This window comes from Halomonas sp. HAL1, from assembly GCF_030544485.1.
Taxonomy (GTDB): domain Bacteria; phylum Pseudomonadota; class Gammaproteobacteria; order Pseudomonadales; family Halomonadaceae; genus Vreelandella; species Vreelandella arctica.
Genome location: NZ_CP130610.1, coordinates 2,446,067 through 2,469,355, shown reverse-complemented (window position 1 = coordinate 2,469,355; position 23,289 = coordinate 2,446,067). Strand labels below are relative to the sequence as shown.

General features: G+C 50.6%; 25 protein-coding genes. 16 read left to right on the top strand and 9 right to left on the bottom strand.

What is annotated here, in order from left to right; all coding sequences use genetic code 11:
* Positions 1–125 precede the first annotated feature (125 nt).
* The 6 genes from Q3Y66_RS11595 to Q3Y66_RS11570 all read left to right on the top strand — a co-directional run bounded on the left by Q3Y66_RS11595 (position 126) and on the right by Q3Y66_RS11570 (position 5,039).
* The gene (locus Q3Y66_RS11595; protein WP_008956954.1) at positions 126–1,439 is read left to right on the top strand and encodes a cobyrinate a,c-diamide synthase; all 1,314 of its coding nucleotides are present in this window, start codon (positions 126–128) and stop codon (positions 1,437–1,439) included.
* 88 nt (positions 1,440–1,527) lie between these two features.
* Positions 1,528–1,968, top strand: coding sequence for a YtoQ family protein (locus Q3Y66_RS11590; RefSeq protein WP_008956953.1), 441 nt, complete (start codon positions 1,528–1,530; stop codon positions 1,966–1,968).
* Positions 1,969–2,026: 58 nt separating this feature from the next.
* A complete protein-coding gene (gene cobO / locus Q3Y66_RS11585) occupies positions 2,027–2,638 on the top strand; it encodes a cob(I)yrinic acid a,c-diamide adenosyltransferase (RefSeq protein ID WP_008956952.1) in 612 nt (203 codons plus the stop codon).
* 505 nt (positions 2,639–3,143) lie between these two features.
* Positions 3,144–4,247, top strand: a complete 1,104-nt coding sequence (locus Q3Y66_RS11580; RefSeq protein WP_035586374.1) for an ABC-three component system protein — start codon at positions 3,144–3,146, stop codon at positions 4,245–4,247.
* Positions 4,237–4,740, top strand: coding sequence for an ABC-three component system middle component 2 (locus Q3Y66_RS11575; protein ID WP_050805283.1), 504 nt, complete (start codon positions 4,237–4,239; stop codon positions 4,738–4,740). The genes Q3Y66_RS11580 and Q3Y66_RS11575 overlap by 11 nt, the downstream gene beginning before the upstream one ends.
* An 11-nt stretch (positions 4,741–4,751) precedes the next feature.
* Positions 4,752–5,039, top strand: a complete 288-nt coding sequence (locus tag Q3Y66_RS11570; RefSeq protein WP_303319485.1) for an ATP-binding protein — start codon at positions 4,752–4,754, stop codon at positions 5,037–5,039.
* Here Q3Y66_RS11570 and Q3Y66_RS11565 read toward each other — a convergent pair.
* On the bottom strand, positions 5,002–5,973 hold the full coding sequence (locus tag Q3Y66_RS11565) for an IS30 family transposase (RefSeq protein ID WP_303319548.1): 972 nt from the start codon (positions 5,971–5,973) through the stop codon (positions 5,002–5,004). The genes Q3Y66_RS11570 and Q3Y66_RS11565 overlap by 38 nt on opposite strands.
* An 89-nt stretch (positions 5,974–6,062) precedes the next feature.
* Between Q3Y66_RS11565 and Q3Y66_RS11560 the strand changes: the two genes are divergently transcribed.
* Both Q3Y66_RS11560 and rho read left to right on the top strand, forming a co-directional pair.
* Complete coding sequence (locus tag Q3Y66_RS11560; RefSeq protein ID WP_303319484.1) at positions 6,063–7,706, top strand: hypothetical protein; 1,644 nt, start codon at positions 6,063–6,065, stop codon at positions 7,704–7,706.
* Between the two features lie 385 nt (positions 7,707–8,091).
* Complete coding sequence (gene rho / locus Q3Y66_RS11555) at positions 8,092–9,048, top strand: transcription termination factor Rho (protein WP_008956378.1); 957 nt, start codon at positions 8,092–8,094, stop codon at positions 9,046–9,048.
* Positions 9,049–9,104: 56 nt separating this feature from the next.
* Here the strand turns inward: rho and Q3Y66_RS11550 are convergent, their stop codons facing one another.
* Positions 9,105–10,301, bottom strand: coding sequence for a DEAD/DEAH box helicase (locus tag Q3Y66_RS11550; protein WP_035586153.1), 1,197 nt, complete (start codon positions 10,299–10,301; stop codon positions 9,105–9,107).
* 451 nt (positions 10,302–10,752) lie between these two features.
* Between Q3Y66_RS11550 and Q3Y66_RS11545 the strand changes: the two genes are divergently transcribed.
* The 3 genes from Q3Y66_RS11545 (at position 10,753) to Q3Y66_RS11535 (ending at position 12,349) form a co-directional block, all read left to right on the top strand.
* Complete coding sequence (locus Q3Y66_RS11545; RefSeq protein ID WP_008956380.1) at positions 10,753–11,178, top strand: N-acetyltransferase; 426 nt, start codon at positions 10,753–10,755, stop codon at positions 11,176–11,178.
* A 168-nt stretch (positions 11,179–11,346) separates the two neighbouring features.
* Positions 11,347–11,769 carry a hypothetical protein gene (locus Q3Y66_RS11540; RefSeq protein ID WP_008956381.1) on the top strand — a complete coding sequence of 141 codons (423 nt, stop codon included), beginning with the start codon at positions 11,347–11,349 and terminating at the stop codon, positions 11,767–11,769.
* A 94-nt stretch (positions 11,770–11,863) separates the two neighbouring features.
* A complete protein-coding gene (locus tag Q3Y66_RS11535) occupies positions 11,864–12,349 on the top strand; it encodes a DUF1456 family protein (RefSeq protein ID WP_008956382.1) in 486 nt (161 codons plus the stop codon).
* Between the two features lie 41 nt (positions 12,350–12,390).
* Here Q3Y66_RS11535 and Q3Y66_RS11530 read toward each other — a convergent pair whose 3' ends face one another.
* Positions 12,391–13,134 (bottom strand): class I SAM-dependent methyltransferase, encoded by a 744-nt coding sequence (locus tag Q3Y66_RS11530; protein WP_008956383.1) that lies wholly within the window; start codon positions 13,132–13,134, stop codon positions 12,391–12,393.
* Between the two features lie 201 nt (positions 13,135–13,335).
* On the opposite strand from Q3Y66_RS11530, the gene Q3Y66_RS11525 reads away from it, so the two are divergent.
* The 3 genes from Q3Y66_RS11525 to Q3Y66_RS11515 all read left to right on the top strand — a co-directional run bounded on the left by Q3Y66_RS11525 (position 13,336) and on the right by Q3Y66_RS11515 (position 16,137).
* Positions 13,336–13,743, top strand: coding sequence for a DUF4019 domain-containing protein (locus tag Q3Y66_RS11525; RefSeq protein ID WP_008956384.1), 408 nt, complete (start codon positions 13,336–13,338; stop codon positions 13,741–13,743).
* A gap of 180 nt (positions 13,744–13,923) precedes the next feature.
* Positions 13,924–15,273, top strand: a complete 1,350-nt coding sequence (locus Q3Y66_RS11520) for a nodulation protein NfeD (protein WP_008956385.1) — start codon at positions 13,924–13,926, stop codon at positions 15,271–15,273.
* A gap of 75 nt (positions 15,274–15,348) precedes the next feature.
* On the top strand, positions 15,349–16,137 hold the full coding sequence (locus Q3Y66_RS11515; protein WP_008956386.1) for a slipin family protein: 789 nt from the start codon (positions 15,349–15,351) through the stop codon (positions 16,135–16,137).
* Between the two features lie 52 nt (positions 16,138–16,189).
* Here Q3Y66_RS11515 and Q3Y66_RS11510 read toward each other — a convergent pair whose 3' ends face one another.
* Together Q3Y66_RS11510 and Q3Y66_RS11505 are read right to left on the bottom strand one after the other, a co-directional pair.
* The gene (locus tag Q3Y66_RS11510) at positions 16,190–16,792 is read right to left on the bottom strand and encodes a YqaA family protein (protein WP_008956387.1); all 603 of its coding nucleotides are present in this window, start codon (positions 16,790–16,792) and stop codon (positions 16,190–16,192) included.
* Positions 16,793–16,802: 10 nt separating this feature from the next.
* Complete coding sequence (locus Q3Y66_RS11505) at positions 16,803–17,621, bottom strand: DUF1206 domain-containing protein (RefSeq protein ID WP_008956388.1); 819 nt, start codon at positions 17,619–17,621, stop codon at positions 16,803–16,805.
* 155 nt (positions 17,622–17,776) lie between these two features.
* Here Q3Y66_RS11505 and Q3Y66_RS11500 point away from each other — a divergent pair, with 155 nt between their 5' ends.
* On the top strand, positions 17,777–18,649 hold the full coding sequence (locus tag Q3Y66_RS11500; RefSeq protein ID WP_193365442.1) for an AraC family transcriptional regulator: 873 nt from the start codon (positions 17,777–17,779) through the stop codon (positions 18,647–18,649).
* Here the strand turns inward: Q3Y66_RS11500 and Q3Y66_RS11495 are convergent.
* Positions 18,635–19,240, bottom strand: coding sequence for a LysE family translocator (locus Q3Y66_RS11495; RefSeq protein WP_008956390.1), 606 nt, complete (start codon positions 19,238–19,240; stop codon positions 18,635–18,637). The genes Q3Y66_RS11500 and Q3Y66_RS11495 overlap by 15 nt on opposite strands.
* A 103-nt stretch (positions 19,241–19,343) precedes the next feature.
* On the bottom strand, positions 19,344–20,264 hold the full coding sequence (locus Q3Y66_RS11490; protein WP_008956391.1) for a glutaminase: 921 nt from the start codon (positions 20,262–20,264) through the stop codon (positions 19,344–19,346).
* Between the two features lie 215 nt (positions 20,265–20,479).
* Between Q3Y66_RS11490 and Q3Y66_RS11485 the strand changes: the two genes are divergently transcribed.
* A complete protein-coding gene (locus Q3Y66_RS11485) occupies positions 20,480–21,343 on the top strand; it encodes a bifunctional transcriptional activator/DNA repair enzyme AdaA (protein WP_008956392.1) in 864 nt (287 codons plus the stop codon).
* On the opposite strand, the gene Q3Y66_RS11480 is transcribed toward Q3Y66_RS11485, so the two are convergent.
* Together Q3Y66_RS11480 and Q3Y66_RS11475 are read right to left on the bottom strand one after the other, a co-directional pair.
* On the bottom strand, positions 21,340–22,206 hold the full coding sequence (locus tag Q3Y66_RS11480; protein ID WP_008956393.1) for a phosphodiesterase: 867 nt from the start codon (positions 22,204–22,206) through the stop codon (positions 21,340–21,342). The genes Q3Y66_RS11485 and Q3Y66_RS11480 overlap by 4 nt on opposite strands.
* Positions 22,199–23,281, bottom strand: a complete 1,083-nt coding sequence (locus Q3Y66_RS11475; protein WP_008956394.1) for an ABC transporter ATP-binding protein — start codon at positions 23,279–23,281, stop codon at positions 22,199–22,201. The genes Q3Y66_RS11480 and Q3Y66_RS11475 overlap by 8 nt, the downstream gene beginning before the upstream one ends.
* Between the last annotated feature and the right edge of the window lie 8 nt (positions 23,282–23,289).

The window sequence follows — 23,289 nt, the reverse complement described above, 5'->3', positions numbered from 1 at the left end:
GTGAAACGAAGCGGAACATAGAATCAAACGAAGACCTTTACCTTAGCAAAGAAAGGTTCGAGCCGCCGACACTCAGCCGTTAACGCATGGAAATGGGCTAACCATTAACCGTTAAAAGGATTGTTATGTTTCAAGGCAAAGCACACGCAGCATTAATCAGTGCGCCTGGCTCAGGCCAGGGGAAATCAATGGTCACCGCGGCGCTGGCACGGCTTCATCGCAATGCCGGGCTTACTGTGCGGGTATTCAAGCACGGCCCCGATTACCTTGACCCCATGATTCAGGAAGTGGCCTCCGGTCAGCCGGTGTATCAGCTTCACCCCTGGATGACCGGCGAAGAGGAGTGCCGCTGGCGCTTAGCTAAAGCTGCCCAGGAAGCAGATGTGATTCTGGTCGAAGGCTCGATGGGGCTGTTCGACGGCTCGCCTTCCAGCGCTGATTTGGCAATCTTGGCAGGCATCCCTGCGTTGCCGGTGATTGATGCCTGGGGCATGGCACAAACCTTTGGCGCGGTGGCGCAGGGCTTGGCCAACTACCATCCCGATCTTGCCATTCATGAAGTAATCGCCAACCGCGTAGGCAGCCCCGGCCACGGCAAACTGCTCGCCGACAGCATGCCGGAAGGCATTGCGCTGCTGGGGGCCATTCCCCGCAATGAGGCAATGAAGATTCCCGATCGCCATTTAGGCTTAGTGCAGGCCAGCGAGCTAAGCGGCCTGGATGCGCAGTTGGATGCCGCCGCCGAGGTATTGAGAGAAGCGGGTTTAGACCGATTGCCCAAGCTGGTCACGCTCAGCGCGGAGTCGCCAACGCCGGTGCCGGATTACCTGAATGGCGTGCGTATTGCGATCGCCCGAGACGACGCCTTTGCGTTTATCTACCGCGCCAATGTAGACGTGCTGCGCGCCATGGGTGCAGAGGTCAGCTTCTTTTCACCGCTTACCGATCACCAGTTACCCGAGTGTGACGCGCTCTGGTTGCCGGGCGGTTATCCCGAGCTTAACGCGGCGCGGCTGAGTGCCAACCACAACATGCTCGAAGCGATTCGCGCCCATCACCGCGCGAGCAAACCGATACTCGCCGAATGCGGCGGCCTAATGGCCTGCGTTGAGCAGTTAGTGGATGGCGAGGGTGAAAGCCACGTCATGCTTGGGCTTCTCAACGGCACCGCGAAAATGGCCGGTAAACTCACTGCGCTAGGCCTGCAAAGCCTGCACGCCGGGGCAGGCGAGCTGCGCGGTCATACCTATCATCACTCACTACTTGAAACTGCGATGACGCCGCTGGCACGCACCCGCAAACTAGCCGGTAGCGAAGCCGAGCCGATCTACCGCGAAGGCGGGCTGGTCGCGAGCTACTTCCACGGCTACTTTCCCTCTGCGCCCAAGTTGGTCGCGGATATTTTTACCGGGCAGCCGATTAGCATTAATAACGGTTAACGAAATATGTGGAAGATTTTTCCATAAAATTGAACTGCGCTATGCTGTGAGCCTTTCATAACTGAATGCAACTCAGCAGGAGAACACCATGAGCTTTTACGTCTACCTTTCCGGCGAGATTCACACTGAGTGGCGCGAAGAGATTCAGCGCGGCGCTGACGCAGCGGGCCTGGATATCGTCTTCACCGCCCCGGTAACGGACCACGCAGCCTCTGATGCCGCCGGTGACCACCTGGGTAAACCGGACAATGGCTTCTGGCGTGATCACCAGTCATCCAAGGTCAACGCCATTCGTACCCGCACCATGATCGAGCAGACCGACCTCGTTGTCGTTCGTTTTGGCGACCAGTACAAACAGTGGAACGCGGCCTTTGATGCTGGCTACTGCGCTGCCTTGGCCAAGCCCTACATCACGCTACACAGCGAAGACATCGTTCACCCGCTTAAAGAAGTCGACGCGCAAGCCCAAGCCTGGTGCACCACGACCGAGCAGGTAGTTGAGACGTTGCGCTACGTACTAAAAGCCTGAATGTAGTAGAGAGCTTAATAAAGAGCTTAATAAAGAGCTTCATTAAAGAGGACGCCCCATGCGCGAGAATGCCAAAACCCCCGAACGCCATGCCCAGCGCATGGCGGCCAAACAAAAAATCATGAACGAGCGCATCGCCCGTGCCGATAAAGAGCAGGGCGTGCTGCTAGTGCTCACCGGCCCCGGCAAGGGCAAAAGCAGCTCCGGTTTTGGCATGCTCGCCCGCGCCTTGGGCCACGGCATGAAAGTGGGCGTGGTGCAGTTTATTAAGGGTGCGTTCAGCACCGGCGAAGAAGCATTCTTCCGCAACCTGCCCAACGTGGATTACCACGTAATGGGGCAGGGCTACACCTGGGACACCCAGGACCGCGAACAGGATGTCGCCGCCGCCAACGCCGCCTGGGCAGAAGCCAAACGCATGCTGCAAGATGAAAGCTACCACCTGGTACTGCTCGATGAACTTAACATCGCCCTGCGCTACGAGTACCTAGACCTCGACCAAGTACTCGACGACCTACAAGCCCGCCCAGCAATGCAGCACGCCGTCGTCACCGGCCGCTACGCCCCACAACAGCTTATCGACCTAGCCGACACCGTCACTGAAATGAAAGTGGTCAAACACGCCTTCAAAGACCAAGGTGTTAAGGCCCAGAAGGGTATTGAGCTTTAAGGGTGAAGTGAAAGGTGAGGTGTCAGGGGAAAGTAACTGAAGCTCCATTAACCTCTGGCTAGTGCTTGGCTATGGCTGTGGGTAGGAGCTTCAGCTCGCGATGATAAAACCACCGAGCTTAATCCACCGTAGCGCGGCGTAACGCTTGGCGAGGAACGAGCCAAAAGGCACCCGCGAAGGCAGCGCCAGCTGCCTAAAACTTGCTACAGCACAACTTTTCGGCAAAGGCGCGTGACCTAAGCCAATTTTACGAATACAGTGTGATTAGATCAGCAAAAATAGCTTGCACCCGAATTCTAGATATACAGCAAAATTTTTTTAATTTAATTAAATATCAGATAGTTAGGGGAGTTTCGGCACGCGTGATAAGAATGTTGAACGGCGCAGCGCGTTTATTCAATATCAGAACGTGCAGTCTAATCACTGTTATACGGTAAACCTAGTCATTGAGAGTTCAAGCTGAAAAAATGATTGGGAACCGTGCCTAGAAATGGATATTTTGTAAGTGTTAGATTTAAGATTAAATGATCTCGAATTAGCTAAACCTAAGAGTGAAAATGATTCAGCATCTTTTCAACAAGTTTCTTATGGAAAATTGATTACTCCTAGGCAGCACATATTTCTTTTCTCAGCAGAAGAGTGGGAATGCTTTTTAGAGGAATGGGGGACATTTCAAAAATCAAAGTATCACCTTGTAACACGCCTAGGTGGAGCTAATGATTTTGGTGTTGATGTTGCTTGTTTTCACACTGAGAATGGATTTTCTGGTAGCTGGGAAAATTATCAATGCAAATATTATAAAGGTGACCCTTTGGCACCAGGAACTGCAATCCCTGAAATTGGTAAATTGTTGTGGCACGTGTTCAATGGGAACTTGACAAAACCAAATTGCTATTACTTTTTTTCTCCTAAGGACTGTGGGCCATCGCTTAAAAAACTACTGTTAGACTCAGAAAAATTGAAGGATAAGCTTTTTGAAGAGTGGGGTAGCTGGTGTTCGAGGAGTATAACCTCAACAAAAGAAATTTTACTTGTGGGCGAATTTAAGAATTTTGTCTCTAATTTTGATTTTAGTATTTTCAAATATAAGCCAGTAAATGAAATTGTCGAGGAATATAGAGAAACACCATATTACTCGATAAGGTTTGGTGGTGGACTAAAAGAGCGGCCTGCGCCTTTGACACCTCCTGATGCTATTCAAAAGAATGAATCTCGCTATATAGAACAGCTGCATTATGCTTATGCTGATAGCAAAAGCATTAAAAAACAAGATTTTCAGATGGACTGTTATCCTGAGCTTAAAAATCATTTTATCAGACAAAGAGAATACTTCTACTTTGCTGAATCATTGAGAACCTTTGCGCGAGATTCTGTTCCACTAGGCACATTTGAGGCACTTCAAAGTGACATGCTTGACGGTGTAATAGATACAGCAGAAGATGATCATGACAGTGGGTTAATTAAAATTAAATCTGTTTTAGGCGAGTCAAAGTTGGTGCCTCTTGATTCAAATGGTCTTTTTGAAACTATCAGAGTGAAAGATAGGTATGGTATATGCCATCAATTAGCTAATGACGACAAATTGAAATGGCTTGAAGATGATGGATAAAAATCTAAATTCAGATTACATATTCAATAATGCGCTAGAAACTGGAGTGCGTGCAGTATGTATATTGGTCGTTAATCTATCTAATAAATTTGACTTGCAGCAACTATTAGCTTTGGATCATATTGTTGTTCATACAGGAGATGTTGAAAATGCTCCACCAAGTTTACATCCAAATATTGTACAAAGAAGTGGTGAGCTTTTGGTAAGAAGGCCGTTAGTAGAAAATGGTCTTGCTCTTATGGAGAGTAAAAGGCTCATAGAGAAAGTGATAACACCTGATGGTTTCTATTACTGTGCAACAGAGCTTGCTTATGCATTTATTGAAAGCCTAACTAATGAGTATATAAAGGCACTTGTTCAAAGAGCGCAGTGGGCTGTAAAAATGTATAAAGATTACGGTGATAGGTTGTTCTCTGAGATTTTCAATTCCGCATTTGACCGCTGGAGAGATGAGTTCCAGATGGCAGAAATGTCAATTACGATAAATGATTGAGTATTACTTAAATGGAAATTAGATTTATTGTTTTTGTTGGCCCTATAAAGAAGTCGGCAGAACTAGAATTTGGAAGCGGTTTGAATTTAATATACGGCCCTTCAAATACAGGCAAGTCATCGGTTTTAGATGGAATTGACTTTATGCTGGGTGCGGAAAGCCCCCTGAAAGAGCTTCCTGAGCACGAAGGTTATGACCAAGTGATTCTGGGTGTGGAGTTTTCTAAATCAGAGTGGGCGGCCTCAAGTTCCAAGTGCAACACTATTGAAGAGTGCTCGGGCCGGCGACGGATTTCTTGAGCACCTCGGCGTAGACTTCCAGTGGCGAGCGCCAATCCAGTGTCTTGCGCGGCCGTGTATTGAGTGAGTCGGCGATCTCGTCGAGTTCTTCCTGGCTGTAGACCGACAGATCCGTGCCCTTTGGCAAGTACTGTCTCAACAGCCCGTTGGTGTTCTCATTGGAACCCCGCTGCCATGGGCTATGCGGGTCGGCAAAGTAGATCGCTGTCCCCGTCTTCTGAGTGATCTCGGCATGTTTCACCATCTCTTTGCCCTGGTCATAGGTCATGGACAGGCGCAGGGAGCGCGGCACCTCATTGAGCTTGTCGCTGAAGCCGACAGCCGCCGCTGTGGCCGTGGTGCCATCCACTTTCGCCAGAATCACTAAACGCGTCGTGCGCTCCACCAATGTACCAACGGCAGAGCGATTGTTAGCGCCCATGATGAGATCCCCTTCCCAGTGGCCGGGCATCAGGCGATCTTCGATTTCAGGCGGCCGCAGATGGATGCTCACCAAGTCTGGAATCTGTTGTCGCCTATCCTTGCCACGGCTGCGAGGGCGTCGTTTACCTTTACCCTGGCGCAAACAGGCAATCAGCTCTTTCTTGAGCGAGCCGCGCGGCATGAGATAGAGCGCATTGTAGATGGCTTCGTGCGAGACGTGGCGGTCAGTATTATCAGGAAACATACGCTTTAGTGTGCGGGCTATTTGCTCTGGTGACCAGTACTTGCGCAGCAGGTAGACCACCAGTTCGAACAGCTCACCGTCGAGAGGAAGCTTCAAGCTACGGCGAGGCCGACAGCGGGTCAGTCGGGCGCGATGTCCAGCGAGGCTGGCGTCATACGCTCTGTTAGGGCTAACAGTATGACGCACCAGTTCTCGTGAAATAGTACTGGGCGAACGCCCTAACTGACGGGCGATAGCGCGAATCGAGTGGTTAGCCCGCATCAGCATGATGGCGGCTCGGTCTTCGGCAGAAAGATGGCGATAACAGTGAGTCATGGCAATACCCTACCTGATAGGTTAGGTGTTGCACTTGGTCATTGAGACCGCCGTGTTTTACTTTTGTAAGAAGTATTGAGGGTGGAGATTACGAGTGTTTCGAAGGACTGCATAAACATAAACCTCGAGACATCGTACCGATCATACTAAGACCTAAAACTGAAACTAAAAAAATCAAAAGCATTTCCTCTTTTATACTAGAGAAAGTTAATTTATCTAACAATAAACTTAAAAAAAATGCGCAGAATGGTCTGGTTAGCTTAACCCTAAGAAATTCACTAGATCTTGCAGTTGTTAATGAAGCCAGTATTCAAAAAGAATCATCACCATATATTAGTACGCAATACACAAAAATAACTGAGCACAAGTCTAGACTGAAATTTATTCTTACTGGAGTAGATGATAGCTCACTGTTGCCAGCTGAAGTTGAAAAAAAATCTCTATCTAGAGAAGCAAAGATAGAAGTGTTAAAGGAGCTGATAGAAGAACAAGGTAATTCATTAAGTGACATAGCTACACTGGAAAGTTCATTGTCGGAGTTTAGAGAGCAAAATGATAGGTTGTCACAGGCTATATTGAGAGAACGTTCTATCCTTGATGCAAATGAGGAAAAATACAATAGCTTAGTCAGAAATCGGGCCTCTTTAAGAGATGAATTAGAACTCAAGACGAGAAGAGCCGATGAAGTAACAGAAATGCTATCCCGGTTCAAGCTGCTACAAAATCAGTATGAATCAGATATAGCTAGACTTGAAAGTATCGCTGAAACAGGAACTTTGTTAGAGGCATTACCTTCTGAAAAATGCCCTACGTGTGGAAGGCGAGTTTCTGGGGATAAGGTTCATCAAGATTGCGATGCAAGTATTAAAGATGTTATTGCTGCAGCAGAATCAGAAAAATTGAAGATTGAAGGACTTAATTGTGAACTTAAATTTACAGTGAATAATCTTAATTCAGAGTTGGAATCAATTAACGAACAATTGCCGGGCATAGAGAAGGAGTTGTCTTTTGTTGCTAAGGAATTATCTGTTGTGAACCCTGAGTTAGTAGAGCAGCGTACCAAGTTTTCAGAATTGTTTGCTGTCAAATCCCAAGTTAATGAATCAATAAAGTGGTACGAACAATTAGTTCTCCTAAACAAAAAGAAAGAGGAGTTGGAGAATTCAGCTCCACAAAAAGAAATCAAAGGCAAGGGTGAAGGCGAAAGAGTGTTGCCAACAAACGCTTTGTTTAAGCTCTCTAAAGAAGTACAGAACTTCTTGCAAGAATGGGGTTTGCCTAATTCTAATGATGTTCACTTTGATAAAGAAACATGTGATTTTGTTATTAATGGAAAACATAGAATTAGCAATGGAAAAGGATACCGTGCTATTACACACGCTGCAGCCACTCTCGGACTGATGAAGTATACAGAAGAGAATGAGCTTCCTCACTTAGGTTTTTCCATACTTGACTCGCCACTGCTTGCTTATGAAGAGCCAGATAATGAGGAAGATGATCTTAGCGGTACGGATGTAAATATTAAGTTCTTTGATAACTTGGCAGCCTGGAATGCTAAGCAGGTTATTGTTTTTGAAAATAAAAAGTCTATACCAAATAAGTACAGTTCAGGAGAACAAGTTGTTCAGTTTACTAAGAAAAATTCAGGACGCTATGGATTCTTCCCGATAAAACCCAAGAATTAACCGAAAGATTGGAAATAGTATCGGAGCCGTATAACAATTTGCTGCACTCGGATAAATTACTCGCTTTGCTCCTAGTTTACCGGTGATCAAGGCGTTGAGGCTGTAGAATAACAACGCTGACGCCTAAGCTTTGGTAAGATCAAGAAAACAGACGAGAAATGGTCAGCATGCCGCGCTTCAAGCTCTACAATCACGATCAAAACGCCATGATGATGACCAACTACTAAGATCAGCTCCAACCCGATACCTTTGCGCACAAGGTAGACTTAACCGTTTTCCATGCCAAGTACCGCAACGATGCGTCCGGCCGAGTGTCTATGATGTAGCTATTCTATAAATTAAGTACTCTATAAATTCAGGTTATTAAAGGCGATCCATCAATATTATGACGAGAAAAACACTAGGTTTGAAGGCGAAAAGACAGATAGATGCCAAGCCCGCCGACGAAGTTGTAGATCAATTCCCTAATGATCCCGAAAAACGTTTTCTAAATGGCGTCGCTATTCATCCTTCCCCGCGCATTTATTTAGAGCCTGGTTCTAATCAGCTTACTGTGCGAGCGATGGATTTGATTACGCCCATTGGGATGGGGCAACGAGGGTTGATTGTTGCACCGCCAGGCTCTGGCAAAACGACGATGTTAAAACATATCTGTCAGGCCGTGGCAGAAGCTCATCCTGAGATAAAGCTGTACGCCTTGCTTATTGATGAGCGCCCGGAAGAAGTGACCGATTTTAAGCGCAGTGTGTCGGCAGAAGTACATGCATCGTCTTCAGACGAAAGCTACACACACCATGTGAATATGGCCGATAAGCTTCTTGAGACGGCGCGTAAGCAAGCAGGCGAAGGTCATAATGTGATGATTGTGATCGATTCTCTTACCAGACTCTCGCGCGTTCATAATGCCGAGCAGCGGGGCAATGGTCGCACTATGTCGGGTGGGCTGGATTCCCGAGCGATGGAAATACCCCGAAAACTATTTGGTGCCGCGAGAAAGATCGAAAACGGCGGATCGCTCACCATTCTGGCCACCGTGCTGGTGGATACGGGAAGCCGTATGGATCAGGTGATTTTCGAGGAGTTCAAGGGCACGGGTAATATGGAACTCGTGTTATCCCGGGATGTGGCCAATCAACGGCTTTTCCCGGCGATCGATATTGCCAAAAGCAGTACCCGCCGCGAAGAGCTTTTGATTGATGTAAAAGATATTGAAAAAGTAAGGGCATTGCGTAGAGGTTTGACAACGCTTAAGCCAGTAGAAGGCGCGCAAAAGTTGCTTGCGTTGTTGGATAAATATCCCACTAATGCCGAGCTATTAGATATGTTTTTACCAGATTCGTGAAGTGCCTATAATAAAGAAGCTCACCTTTTTTAAGAGGTGAGCTTCTTGGGTAAATTTTAACGATTACTTTGTTTATTATAATTTAAGTTTGACTCGGGTACTGCTTTTCGAACAGGGAAGCCTGCAATCTCTTTGCGCTCAATAATGCTTTTTAAACGCCGTTCAATGGCACAAAGATTTTTAAAGTCACTCATGTCGACTAAAGAGATGGCTTCACCTGAGGCGCCCGCGCGGCCGGTTCGGCCAATGCGGTGGATGTATTCTTCTGGCTGAAAAGGTAAATCGTAATTCACCACACGACTCAGTTCATCAATATCCAAACCCCGCGCGGCAACCCCCGTGGCGACCAAGTATTTTAGCTCACCAGATTTGAACTGAGCCAAAATCTTTTCACGCATGGCTTGGCTTCTATCGCCATGAATGGAATCCGCTGTGATGCCGCGTTTTTCCAGTTGAGCAACAAGCTTGGCCGCATTGTGTTTTTTCTCGGTAAAAATAAGCGCCTGATCCCACTTTTGTTCGTTAATTAAGTGACTCAACAAGGCTGACTTAGTGTCTTTGTCGACGGTGATTAGCCACTGTTTGACATTAGCGGCGGCGCGGATGTTGGGAGAAATGGATATTTCAGCCGCCAGATCGGTCATCTGGCGATCTGAAAAATCGTAGGCGAGGGCGCGAACATCGTCTGTGATGGTGGCCGAAAACAGTAGGTTCTGACGGTTTTCAGGTAGGCGTTCTATGATTTTACGGATATCGTCGGCAAAACCCATGTCGACCATTCTGTCCGCTTCGTCCAATACCATGGCTTTAAGTTCATCAAAATGCAGCGCACGCTGATGCGCCAAATCAAGCAATCTGCCCGGCGTGGCGACCAGAATATCGACGCCTGCGATTAGGCGCGCTTTTTGAGCTTCCGTATCCACACCGCCATACATCGCCATAGAGGTTAAGTGTGTGTGTTTAGCGTATTGAGCCACATTGGCTTCGACCTGAACCGCTAACTCACGGGTGGGCACGAGAATCAGCGCACGTATGCGTTTGCCGCGTAACGTTCCCGCGTTACTGAATCGTTCTAGCAGAGGCAGAACAAAGGCAGCGGTTTTGCCTGTGCCCGTTTGTGCGGTGGCGATTAAGTCCTTACCCGAAAGAATGGCAGGAATCGCTTGTTCCTGGATGGGCGTTGGCGTTTGGTAACCTAGTTCGGAAATCGCTTGAACAAGAGGAGGGGATAATCCTAGTTTTGCAAATGGCATAAGGCGCTCTGACAGATGGTTGTAAGGTTTGTCGAAAATAAAAAATGCTACATCATAACGTAAAAGCACCCGTTCGTTGCTCGAATCGTCGGTGTTTGAAGTGGAGTTTGTCGAGTATCTGAGCGACATCCCGGCTGAGCGGAATTTAAATCGAGATACCCATTAATAAGCAGGTCAGCGCCCTCCAGGGTGCTGGCTTGTGAACAATTTAGATTTTCCGCGCCTAAAAATATTTTTGAATAATCTGGTAAAATCTCTTTTTGCTTTCGGTAGAAATTGAAGGAAGATACTTCATCTTCTGGAAGAATCAGATTTACCTTAAGGAAGGCAAAGCATTTCCGCCTTATTTTATGAAGCTGTCTAGCTCTGGTATCGGTGCAAACCTATTCCAGGGCTCGGCAGCTTTTCAGTAACGCTTTTGGCGCCGATGACCCTCATTAGGAACGTCTAGATGATTCGTGAATACCGGAAGGCGGATATTGAGTACATTTTGGATATCTGGCTTTCAGCATCGATTAAAGCTCACTCCTTTGCTGGGTCAGAATATTGGCAGTCCAAAGTTAGCGAAATGCGTGATGTATACATCCCTGCATCGGAGACCTTTGTCTATGAAGCGGATGATCAGATAGCAGGGTTTTACTGCCTCTATGGAAGTACGTTGGCAGCGGTTTTTGTGTCACCCAGCCTTCAGGGCCAAGGGATAGGGTCAGCATTAATTGATGATGCCAAGAGCAGAAGGTCGTGTTTGCAGCTCAGTGTTTACAGTCAGAATGCGCCCAGTATCAATTTTTATAAGCAACATGGCTTTATTTCATTAGGTGAGCAGATTGATGAGCAAACGGGGCAACCTGAGTTCATCATGGAGCATTACTGTTAATAGCGGTCAACGGTATGGTCTTGCTACAAAAACCGAAAAATGAGCGCCCGTAGCGCTATCCTCAAAGGGTATAATGTCACCGGCCACGGTGAGTTGGCGGTTCCACAACGTTGTTTTGAGCAGGTTTTTAGCTTGTTACTGTTTTTAATAGAGAAAAGGTAGTCGTTCATGATTAACACCAAAATATACAAAGCGGTTTACGAACTCGCTGAAAAGCTCATGAAGGCTGCTGATAAAGAGGATAGAGAGGCGTTTGACGCGCTTTATACGCAGTTGGAAGCGATCTGCACCGAGAACGAAAACACCGATAAGGACCATCCAGAGCAGTGGGAAACGCTGGCTGACTTCACGGAAGAACTGGATGAGGCGTTGGCTGTCTATGAAAAAGCCTTTGAAAAGGCCGTTGCAGTTAACTCGAAAGACCACATGTCATCCATCGCGTTCTCCATGGCGAAGCTGCAGGTTGAGCTTGGTCAAACTGATGCGGCGATCAACAATCTTAAAAAGGCCCAAGTCACTGCCAACAAGATTGAAGATGGCGAGCTTAAAGACGAAATTGATGAGCTGCTTGGAAAGCTGACATCAGGTTAGTTGTTAAGCTGCTGATGTTAGTGATATTGATGATAGACGTAGATGCACATAACGCCTGATTGTGCTGGGTTTGCCTAAGACTAGGGACACTATTTTGACCAATAACGATATTTTCCGCCGCATACGTTACACCTTTGATTTAAAAGACAGCACCATCGTGGATATCTTCGCCTTGGCAGAGGTCAGCGTGGCTCAAGAGCAGGTCACTGCCTGGCTGAAAAAGGATGAAGACGACGCCTTTGTGACGATGAAAAATAGAGAGCTGGCAGCGTTTCTGAACGGCTTTATCAGCTTCAAGCGTGGCAAGCGCGAGGGCCCGCAGCCCGCGCCAGAGACGCAGTTGAACAACAACATGGTGTTTCAGAAACTGCGCATTGCCCTAAACCTGAAGGCTGACGATATTCTGGCTATTTTTGAGCTGGCTGGCTTCCGCATTAGTAATCATGAGTTAAGCGCCTTTTTCCGCAAGCCAACTCACAAGAATTATCGCGAGTGTAAAGATCAGGTGCTGCGTAACTTTTTACTCGGCGTTCAGCGCCAACTACGGCCCAGCTCGAACGATTCAGATTCAGAAGCCTAAATCGTTAGGACAGAAGATTAGCGCCGCTGCGCTTGCAAGCGTTAACGCTTCACGCACACAAAAATCGCATTGCCCGAGACGTTATCCCACGGGGTGATGGTCTCGTAGTTATGCTCAAACACATGCACCTCAAAGTAAGGCGTTAGCAGGGCGGTTAGCTCTACAAAGCTCACCGCCACCATGGAGTGTTCGTCGTTCCATACTTGGGTGGCCCCGGCGCTGGTCTTTTCAATGCTGAGCCTTAACGCCTGCCTTTCACCGTGCCCGCTGTAGTGCCACCCTGAGCGGAAGGTGAACGAATCCTCGGCCTGTTTCGCGGTGTGCTTAACGAATAGATCGTTATTGATGCGCTGTTTATCCACCCCGTTAAAGGAGAACACACCGCCCGCTTTTAAGGCGCGGTGGGCGCTGGCGATGCAGGCGGTTAGCTTCTCAATGCCATCGTTATAGTGGATCGAGTATAAAAAGCAGGTGATTAAATCGACAGGTTCGCTAACGTCGAACGTGCTCATGTCTTGCAAGGTGAACTGGGCTTCTGGGCAGCGCGAGGCGGCGATATCCAGCATCGGCTGATTGATATCCAGCCCGCCACTGGTGTAACCAAAATCAATAAAATGGCGCACGTGGGGGCCGGTGCCGCAGGCTAAATCCAGATGGGCGGTGCCGTCGTTACCGAAAAGCTGATGCAGCCGTCGAATGGCGTTGCTTTGCGCTTGGTAGTCGATATCTACGCACATCAAATCGTAGTAGCCGGAAAGGTCGGTATAGAGTGCGTTGACGGACATGGTCGCCTAAAGGTGAGGGCTGGATAGGTTGGGTGGCGCATAGTAAACGAGCAGGTGGGGTTTGAGAAGCGCGGACCACGACAGGTGAATCCCTTTCTATCATTAGTTTCCGCTAGGCGGGATTAACGCTAAAGAAATTTCCCCAGCTTCCGATAATGACTTAAGACGCACGATTAACCCTGGCTGCCACAAGAGTTTGCTATGTCCAAAACAGTGACTTTTATCATTGCTACCTTGCTTCTCTTGCTCACCACGAACGCGCATTCGCACACCGATGCGGCTGAAGCGGCAGCGCTGGCGTGGCTAGAGGCCATCGATAGCGGTGAGTATGAACAAGCGTGGGAGGCATCCTCAACGCTGCTGCAGGTGCCGCTCTCTTCCAATATGTTGGCCCGTACCATCAATGCAGCCCGACGTGATTTTGGGGCAGTTGAGTCCAGGCGGCGAATACGTGTTATCCGCGAAACGTCTATGCCCGGCGCGCCTGTTGGTGATTATGCGGTGTTTACGTTCCAAACCCGTTTTGAAAATAAGCCTCAGATTATCGAAACTATCACGCCTCACCTAGAAGGGGGCGATTGGAAGGTAAGCGGCTATTACGTCAACTAACCAACTCCCAGCCAACCTCCTCGAACATCCTTCCAGCCATCGCTGTTGCTTAGCATAACCTCCTGCGGTTAGGCGTTATTACGCTTAACCGCCCGCTATCACGTTGTTCATGACGAAGCTCACTGCGGGTGCTACGTTGAGTAGATACCCTTGAGCGTATTGGTAGCTGCTGGAGCGGATATGCACTCCCTTTCTCACAAATCGCACTGGCTGTGGCTATTGGTGGCGGGATTGCTGATGGCGGTTCTGTCGATCACGTGGCAGGCCAGGGCACAAACCTCGCCTAGCGCTTTAATCCTTAATATTGAAGGCGCCATCGGCCCTGCGACCAAGGATTATTTTGAGCGTGGTCTTCGTAAAGCCCGAGAGCAGGGCAGCGAAATGGTGATTGTTGAGCTGGATACCCCTGGCGGGTTAGTTGATACCACCCGCGATATGATTCGGGAAATGCTCAATTCAGACCTGCCGGTAGTGATGTACGTCTCCCCCAGTGGTGCGCGCGCAGCCAGCGCAGGCACCTATCTGCTTTACGGCAGCCACGTAGCGGCCATGGCGCCTTCTACCCATTTGGGCTCTGCGACACCGGTGCAAATGGGCGGCGGCGGGCTGACTGGTGGTGATGAGGCGGGCGAGGGGTCTGAAGGCGAGCAAGATGGCAGCGCGATGGAGCGCAAGGTGATTGAAGACGCGGTGAGTTTTATCCGCAGCCTGGCGGAGCGCCACGGCCGCAATGCCGACTGGGCGGAAGAGGCAGTGCGAGATGCAGTAAACCTCACCGAGAGTGATGCCCTGGAGCAAAATGTCATTGATGTGGTGGCGCGGGATATGAATGACCTGCTCGCTCAGCTTGACGGTAGGACAGTGGTGATGGAGCGCGGCGAGGATACATTGGCGACGGCGGAACTTGCCATTGAACGTTACTCCCCGGACTGGCGTACTCAACTACTCTCGCTGATCACCAATCCCAACATTGCCTATTTCCTGATGATCATCGGCTTTTACGGGCTGATTTTCGAGCTTTCCAGCCCCGGCAGCCTCTTTCCCGGCACCATTGGGGTTATCTCCCTGCTGCTGGCGCTATTCGCTTTTCAGGTTCTGCCCATTAACTATGCGGGCCTGGCACTGATGGTGGTGGGAATGGCGCTGATGGTAGGCGAGGCGTTCATGCCCAGTTTCGGGGTGTTGGGGGCGGGCGGCATTATCGCCTTTGTGTTGGGGTCGGTGATGCTGATGGATGCCGAACACTTGGCCATTTCGTTACCGCTGATTGGCGGTGTAGCCCTGATTTTTGGCGGCTTAATGCTATGGACGTTAACGCGCTTTGCAACGCTGCGGCGGCGGCCGGTGCACAGCGGTGCGGAGCAACTGATTGGTGCAACGGCAGTGGCGCTGGAGGATTTTGAGACCAACGGCCATGTGCGCCTGCATGGCGAGCGCTGGAACGCGGTGAGCGATGCACCCGTTAAACAGGGTGATGAGCTTGAAGTGGTGCGCCTTGAGGGCTTGACGGTACATGTGACGCCCCGGTGATGCCTGCGACGATGACGTGCTTTCCCCCATAACGAACCATCTGCAAAACGAGCTATCTGCAAAACGAGGTGCCCAATGATTATTTCGTATTTAGTCCCTGTGGTGCTGGTGGTGATGTTGATCGCTGCCTCCATTCGTATACTGCCGGAATATAAGCGTGGCGTGGTGTTCTTTCTGGGCCGTTACCAGAAAGTGAAGGGGCCAGGGTTGGTCATTGTGATTCCTGCCATTCAGAAGATGGAAGTGGTGGATTTACGTGTAATTACCATGGACGTACCGGAGCAGGATGTCATTTCCCGGGATAACGTCACCGTTAAGGTCAACGCGGTGCTTTACTTCCGCGTTGTCGACCCTGAAAAGGCGATCATTCAAGTCGAAAATTTCACCCAGGCGACCAGCCAGTTGGCGCAGACCACGCTGCGTTCCGTGCTGGGTAAACATGACCTGGATGAGATGCTTTCCGAGCGGGATAAACTCAACGACGATATCCAGGAAATCATTGATACCCAAACCGAAGCCTGGGGCATCAAAGTGGCCAATGTTGAAATCAAGCATGTGGATCTGGATGAGAGCATGATCCGCGCCATTGCACGTCAAGCCGAAGCGGAGCGCGAGCGTCGCGCCAAGGTGATACACGCCGAAGGGGAGCTTCAGGCGTCCAAAAAGCTGGTGGAGGCCGCCAACGTAATGCAGGAGAATTCCGCCGCGCTACAGCTTCGCTACCTGCAAACCATGAGCGACATGAGCAACAAAAACGCCTCGACGATTGTGTTTCCACTACCCATGGACATCATGGAGGCCTTCAAAGATATGAAAGCCAAGCATACGGCAGCAACGTCTGGTAAGACGCAGGATGATGCGTAAGCCAATGCCAAACGCGCATTGCTAAGGTGGGACTGGATATTTCAACCGCCGGTTAAGCAATCAGCCCCGCCAAAGCCTGCATTCCCAGCGCCACCACCAGCACCACTACACCCGCCACCAAGCTGGTTACTAGGGCTTGTTGTTTCCATAACATCAGTACTCGGCTGCCAAAGCGGTGGACGAGCCAGGCGAGGCCGAAGTAACGCAGGCCTCGGGCAATTAACGCCGCTAGCGCGAAGAGAAGAACCGGGTAGCCGGAAAGGCCTGCGGTAATCATCGCAACCTGAAAGGGAATGGGCAGAATGCCAATGGCTAAAATCGCGGCAAAACCATACTGATCGAAGAAGGTTTGGAACGACTGATAGCTTTGTTCCATGCCCATAAATTCAATAAACCAAGTACCTATCGACTGAAAAAGCAGCATGCCAACGCCATAGCCGACCAGCGATGCAATTAAGCAACCTGCGGTAGTGACAGTCGCTAAAAGCCAGATACGTTGTTTATTGGCTGCCATCAGCGGGATCAGCACCAGCTCAAGCGGAATGGGAAGAATAATCGTTTCCAAAAAGGAGAGGGTGCCGAGTAACCACAGCATGTTCTTCGAGCCATTAATACGCTCAAACCACTGCTTGGTTCGCTTTGTTGTGTTGGCCATTAGGGAGTCGCTACATCTCTGGATTAATGCGGCGATAGATAGCCGCTAATAGGCTGTATAGGCCAAACGCGAAGAGTCCTATAGCGACAACGGCCAGTAACCATTGACCGTATGCTTGGCTGCGCAGTGTACTAAATACTTCAGCCGTACCGCCTGCCTGGTCGGGATTAAACTGATAAGCGGCAATCAGAAAGAAACTACCCACGATAACAAATACAATCCCGCGAATGACTAAGCCAAAACGGCAGATGGGATAAGCCCACTTTTGGGTTTGGGGTGGCATCGCGAAGTGCTTGTCGAACTTGGCCTTGTAGCCTTTAAGCGCATGGGCGATCCCTACCCCAATCATGACCAAGCCAACGGCCCCTACCAGCCAGCGGCCAAAAGGCTGTTGCATCAACCAGCCTGCCACGCCCTGCGAGCCACCGCCTGAACCCCCGGAGGAGCCCGTAAATTGGAAGATGAGCGTGGCGGCAAAAAAGGCCAATAGCGTATGGGTAATCGCACTCGCTAATAAACCCGCCCGAATAGCTAAGCCTTTAGCGCCGTTGCCGTGATGGTCGGCGTCTTTGACTGCTTGAATGGTGCGCCACATGGCGTAGCCAACCAAACCCACTGCGATGACACCTAATAGTATTTTTCCAAAGGGAGCGGTGAGGACTCTTTCTAATGCACCGCGGCTGCCTTCTGTTTGGCCACCTTGCCCAAAGGCTGCCAGCGCGGCAAGACCACCCACTAACACATAAACGATGCCGCGGGAGGCGTAGCCCATGCGGGCGAAAAGTGTAATCGCATCACGGTGATCGGGGTTTTTCATACTATTAGCCATGGTGTCCTCCTGACTTGATATGGCGTTGCGAATTCCTATGCAAACTAGTTCATCTCGAGCTTTTTGGCGGCCCATACTGTGCGTGTGCTGTGCTATTGTCCAGTGTAGTTTCTTCAAAAAAGACGAGTCGCTATTTTTATTAATGCGAGCAAACCATGAGTGCACCTTTGTCAATTAACAAGTCGTCAGCTACCACATCTAATACATCGACACCTGTCTTTTGGCGCGATATAGGGATGCCATATGTGGAACTGCGCAAGATCAGCGACGCGCGACAAGTTTGCTATGCACCTCATAGCCATACGCATTGGTCGCTGGGGGCGGTTACCTCTGGTCAAAGCACCTTTTGCTATCGCGATGCGACACATCAGATTAGTGCGGGAGATATCGTTATAATGAATCCCCATTGGGTGCATGCCTGCAATCCCCTCGAGAACCAGCCCTGGGCGTACATGATGCTCTACGTCGATACCGAGTGGCTGAGTGAATTGCGTTACCAACTGGGCCTGTTGAATACGCCGTACTGGCAAGATATCGCTACCGCCGTCATTACTCAGCCAGCGCTTTATGCCGGGTACTGCGATATGGCCGCTTGTTTGCTGAATGAACAACGCGACATTGGCGATAAGCAAACGACGTTAGTCGAGTACTTGTCTGCCATGCTGCAAGTGCTGGCTCAGGAATCCCCCGCCGCATTGCCTCAAGCGCCCAGTAGGCTAGAGAATGTCGCGGCTTATTTACGTGCCAATTATGCTTCCGATATATCGCTTGAGCGGCTATGTCAGCAGTCGGGCTATAGCGCTGGGCACCTGATTCGCGCCTTCAAACAGCACTTCGGGCTAACGCCTCATGCCTACCTGGTTAATCAGCGCATCCAGATGGGACAGAAAGCGCTTAAGCACGGGCAGCCCATTGTTGAGGCGGCTTTGAACGCTGGATTTAATGACCAGCCCCACTTTCAAAGAACCTTTAAGCGGCTGGTAGCAGCGACACCAAACCAGTACCGCTACCCATTACTCAATCAGTAAGGCAATAGCGCTAGCCGCCAGGCAGATAGCGAGTGCGCGGTTAACCGTTAGTAAGATGATAGGACGATGAACATAGCGTTTCAGAAAAGCGCCTGCATATACCCAACTGGCTAGCGATATCCAGCAAATAGGCAAATAGAGACCGGCAAACAGCCATAGCTGATAGGGGGCATCAGCACTGGTGTAGGCACCAATGCCAGCGGCAGATGCCAGCCACGCCTTGGGGTTGAGCCACTGCATCATGGCGCCTGTCATAAACCCTGGGGCTTTGACGCCGGCTCGCTCCTGCAAGCGCCCATCGTGCTGTAAAAGTTGATAGCTGAGATAGAGTAAAAACAGAATGCCTGCCCAGCGTAAAAACGTTTCCAGCAGTGGCACCACACTCAGCAGGGAGTAAAGGCCAGCGCCGATGGCTAAAAACAGTGCGACAAAACCCAGCGTGGCGCCGGTTACAAAAACAAGCCCTTTAGCGATAGGGTAATGCGTACCGCTACTCAAACAAACGATGTTGACCGGCCCCGGCGAAATAGACGCAGCAAGAGCAAATGCAGTCATGGGCAGAAGTGTAGGCAGCAGTAGTGTAGCGCTCATTGTCATTCTCCTTGGTAGTGCAAGGAGTTTGTAATGGTTCTTGTTGGCGGTATTGAACAAAATTGAGGTGACTGATTAAACCATTGCCTTTAACTCTTTGCTTTTAATGCCCAAACACCGACCAGCCTGTGCGCTGTACAAACATTTCAAGCGCCTGGGTGCCTAGCAAGCTGTTGCCGTAGGGGTCTAACCCCGGTGACCAAACGGCAATGGCGCCGTGGCCTGGGGCGATGGCTAGTATGCCGCCGCCCACGCCACTTTTGCCGGGCAGGCCCACCCGAAAGGCGAACTCCCCTGAGGCGTCGTAGTGCCCACACATCATCATCAGTGAATTGATACGCCGTGCCCGCTGAGGGGCGACGACTCGAATATCGCTGGGTTTGTTGACGCCATCTGAAGCCAGGAACAGGCCGGCATGAGCGAGCTGCTTACAGCTCATCGCAATAGCACACTGATGAAAGTAGGTGCCTAGCACCTTATCAACATCGTGGCGAAGGTGACCAAAGGCTTTCATGAAATGCGCCAATGAAGCATTGCGGTCGCGGTGCGCCATCTCTGATGCAGCTACCGCATGGTCAAAGCAAATGCTGTCGTCATCGGCGATATAACGCACAAAGCTTAGAATCTCACCCAGCGTCTCTTTGGGTTCATGGCCCATCATAATCGCATCGACTACCGCAATGGCACCGGCGTTAATAAACGGGTTACGCGGTTTGCCGCTTTCGTGTTCAAGCTGCACGATAGAGTTGAAGGGGTCGCCCGAGGGTTCACGGCCCACTTTTGTCCAGAGTGAGTCGCCCATCTGGCCTAGCGCAATCGTCAGCGTAAAAACTTTGGAAATGCTTTGGATTGAGAAGGGGGTGGTCGCGCAGCCCGCCGAATATACCTGGCCATCGACGGTGGCGAGCGAAATGGCAAATTGTTGTGGGTCTACATGACCAAGTTCGGGAATATAGTCTGCGACCTTGCCACGTTCCTCTGCTTTCGCCATGGCTGCGGCAATGTCATCAATTAAGTCTTGCATGGGCTTAGTGTGCACTGTCAATGGAGGCGGGGCCTCACCCTAGCGGAAAACAGGAGAATTGTCTTTTTTGCATCACCGAAACAATAACGCTAAAACAGTGGGTGTTTGCCCACAACGCATTGAGCAAGATACGGGTCGGCAACGGGGCCTTGAGCGCTTAGGCTGCCATGATAAGCCCATAAGTAGCCTGAAACGAAACGGCTAGAGAGATAAACATGAACGATTATGCGCGTATCGAAAAGGCCATGACCTACATGGTTGCCAATGCTACTGAGCAGCCTGATTTGGAAACAGTGGCCGCTCACGTTCATATTAGCGCCTTCCATTTCCAGCGGCTGTTTTGTCGTTACGTGGGGATTAGCCCTAAACGGTTTTTACAGGCGCTAACGCTGGAGCGGGGTAAGCAATTGATGCACTCCTCTACTTCGTTGCTGGATATTGCTCATACTCTGGGGCTTAGCGGCGGCTCACGGCTTTATGATCACTTTGTTCAGCTAGAGGCCGTTACGCCTGGGGAGTATAAGCGCCAGGGTGAGGGCGTTGAGATTACTTATGGGGTTCATGAAACGCCTCTTGGCAGCATGTTTGTGGCAATGACGCCCCGTGGTATTTGTCGCATGGGCTTTATCGATACCACCAGTGAAGAAGAACTGCTAACAAGACTAGCCATGGAGTGGCCGCGCAGCACCTTCCACCCTAACCGAGTTGCCACGCGCTATGCGGTGGAGGCGATTTTTGCCAAGTCAGAAGAGGCGCCGGCTGCTTTGTCATTGCACGTGACGGGCACCAATTTTCAAGTTGCCGTGTGGCGTGCACTACTCACTATTCCCGAAGGCCAGCTGGCCAGTTACTCGCATATCGCTAGGGCATTAGGCACGCCAAAATCATCCCGTGCAGTAGGTAATGCCGTGGGGGCTAACCCGATCGCGCTGTGGATTCCCTGCCACCGGGTGATTCAGCAAAGCGGTGCGCTTGGCGGCTACCGGTGGGGCGTTGAGAAAAAGCGGATGGTGCAAGCCTGGGAGCTAGCGCTGGCTCACACCGACAACACAGCGCTCGCCCCCAGTTTAACGACCTAATCAATAAGCCCATTAGCATCAAAAAACGGGAAAGGGCCAGGGTAGCGCTCGATAAACCCTTGGTGTGTCACCATGCCGTTAGTGGCCGACCATTGGTGTAGCAGGTAACCGGGTGGCTCTAGCTGAAAGCTGGAGGGGCCATCTGGGCTGAGATCCAAACTCACCTGGTGGGAAACCCCAGGGCAGCTAATCGCCAAAGTGTGAGCAAAGCGCGCTTGGATCGAACGGTGCAGATGCCCGCAGAGCACGCGCTCGACCTGGGCATGTTTGCCAATGACGTCGGCTAGCGCGTCTGGTCGCTTCAGCGGCTGGCGATCCATATGGTCGATGCCACTAACAAAAGGGTGGTGATGCACCATGACAAGAGTCGGTTTTTCAGGGTTTTTTGCCAGGGTGGTGTCTAGCCACTGCAGGCTTTCATTACTTAGCTCGCCGTGGGGTTTTCCCGGTACCGATGAGTCAAGCCCCACCAAGCGAACCGGATAGTCCTCAACGGCCCACTGCAAATAGTCGTGATGCTGGAATAGGTAGCGGTGGTCGGGAAATGCGGCACGTAGATGCTGGCGATCATCATGATTGCCAGGGATCAAGTACACAGGCAGCGTTAATTCAGCCAGGATCTGCTTAAAGGTGGTGTACTCGTCAGGGTGGCCAAAATCAACCAAGTCACCGCTAATCAGCACTAGGTCGGGCCGCGGGGCTAGCTGATTGAGCGTGCTGATTGCATGGCGCAGAGCACTGGCGGTATCTACATGGCGGTAAGAGAGTTTACCGCCCGCCTTGATATGCGGATCGCTGATTTGGGCGATAAGGCACTGCTGGGCATAAGGGTCTTTCTTAATGTTTAAACCTTGATCAGCCATTGGCCATCTCCTTGGCATTAACAGGGGCAGTGGGCTTATCTGGATGAAAAAGCACGCTGGAGGGGAGTGCCAAACCAATCGCGGTACCGTTTGGCCAGCGCTCGCGGGAGGGGGCCTCAATCTGGAGTGTCGAAGTGCCGCCCGTGTCCACCATGAGGCGCTGGGTCTGGCCCAGGAAAATGCTCTGTACCACCCTGCCTTTTACATCGGCTTGGTCAACGGAAACCACCTGAATATCTTCAGGTCGACAGTAAACCATGGGTACTCCCTGCAAATGGGTGGCGACAAGTTCTCCCCCATGTACGATTAACCCTCCATCGGCTTGCATACCGATAACTTCCAGGCAGTTAACCGCACCAATAAAGTCCGCTACAAAAGCATTGGCCGGTCGGTGATAAATCTCCTGGGGCGTGCCCAGTTGGGCAATGCGGCCTGATTGCATCACTGCGATGCGGTCGCCTAACGCCATTGCCTCGTCTTGATCATGGGTAACATAAACCGCTGTAGTGCCTAGCTCTCGAAGCAACTGGCCAATTTCAATTCTCAGCCGATCACGCAGTTTGGCGTCGAGGGCAGCCAAGGGTTCGTCAAACAGCAGCACCTTTGGGCGAACGGCGATGGCGCGAGCGAGCGCAACACGCTGCTTTTGCCCGCCGGAGAGGGCGTCAATGCGCCGTCCACCAAAGCCTTGCAAGTCGACCATACGCATGACTTCGTCAAGCCGATGGGCGATCTCGCTACGTGGCAAACGCTGTATTTTCAAGCCGTAGGCAATATTGTCGGCAACGCTCATATTGGGAAAGAGGGCATAGTTTTGAAACACCATTCCCACATCGCGCTTCTCAATCGGCAGAGCGGTGACATCACGCTCTCCAAACAGCACTTGCCCGCCTTTGTCGGGGCTTTCCAGGCCGCTAATAATGCGTAGTGTCGTTGTTTTGCCACAGCCAGAAGGCCCTAACAGCACTAACGTTTCGCCCGCGTTGACGTGCAGATCCAGCGGCTGCAGGGCGGTGTTGCCGCCAGCGAAGGTGCGGCTGCATTGGGTAAGCGTAATGCTGACAGATGAACTCATATAAGTTT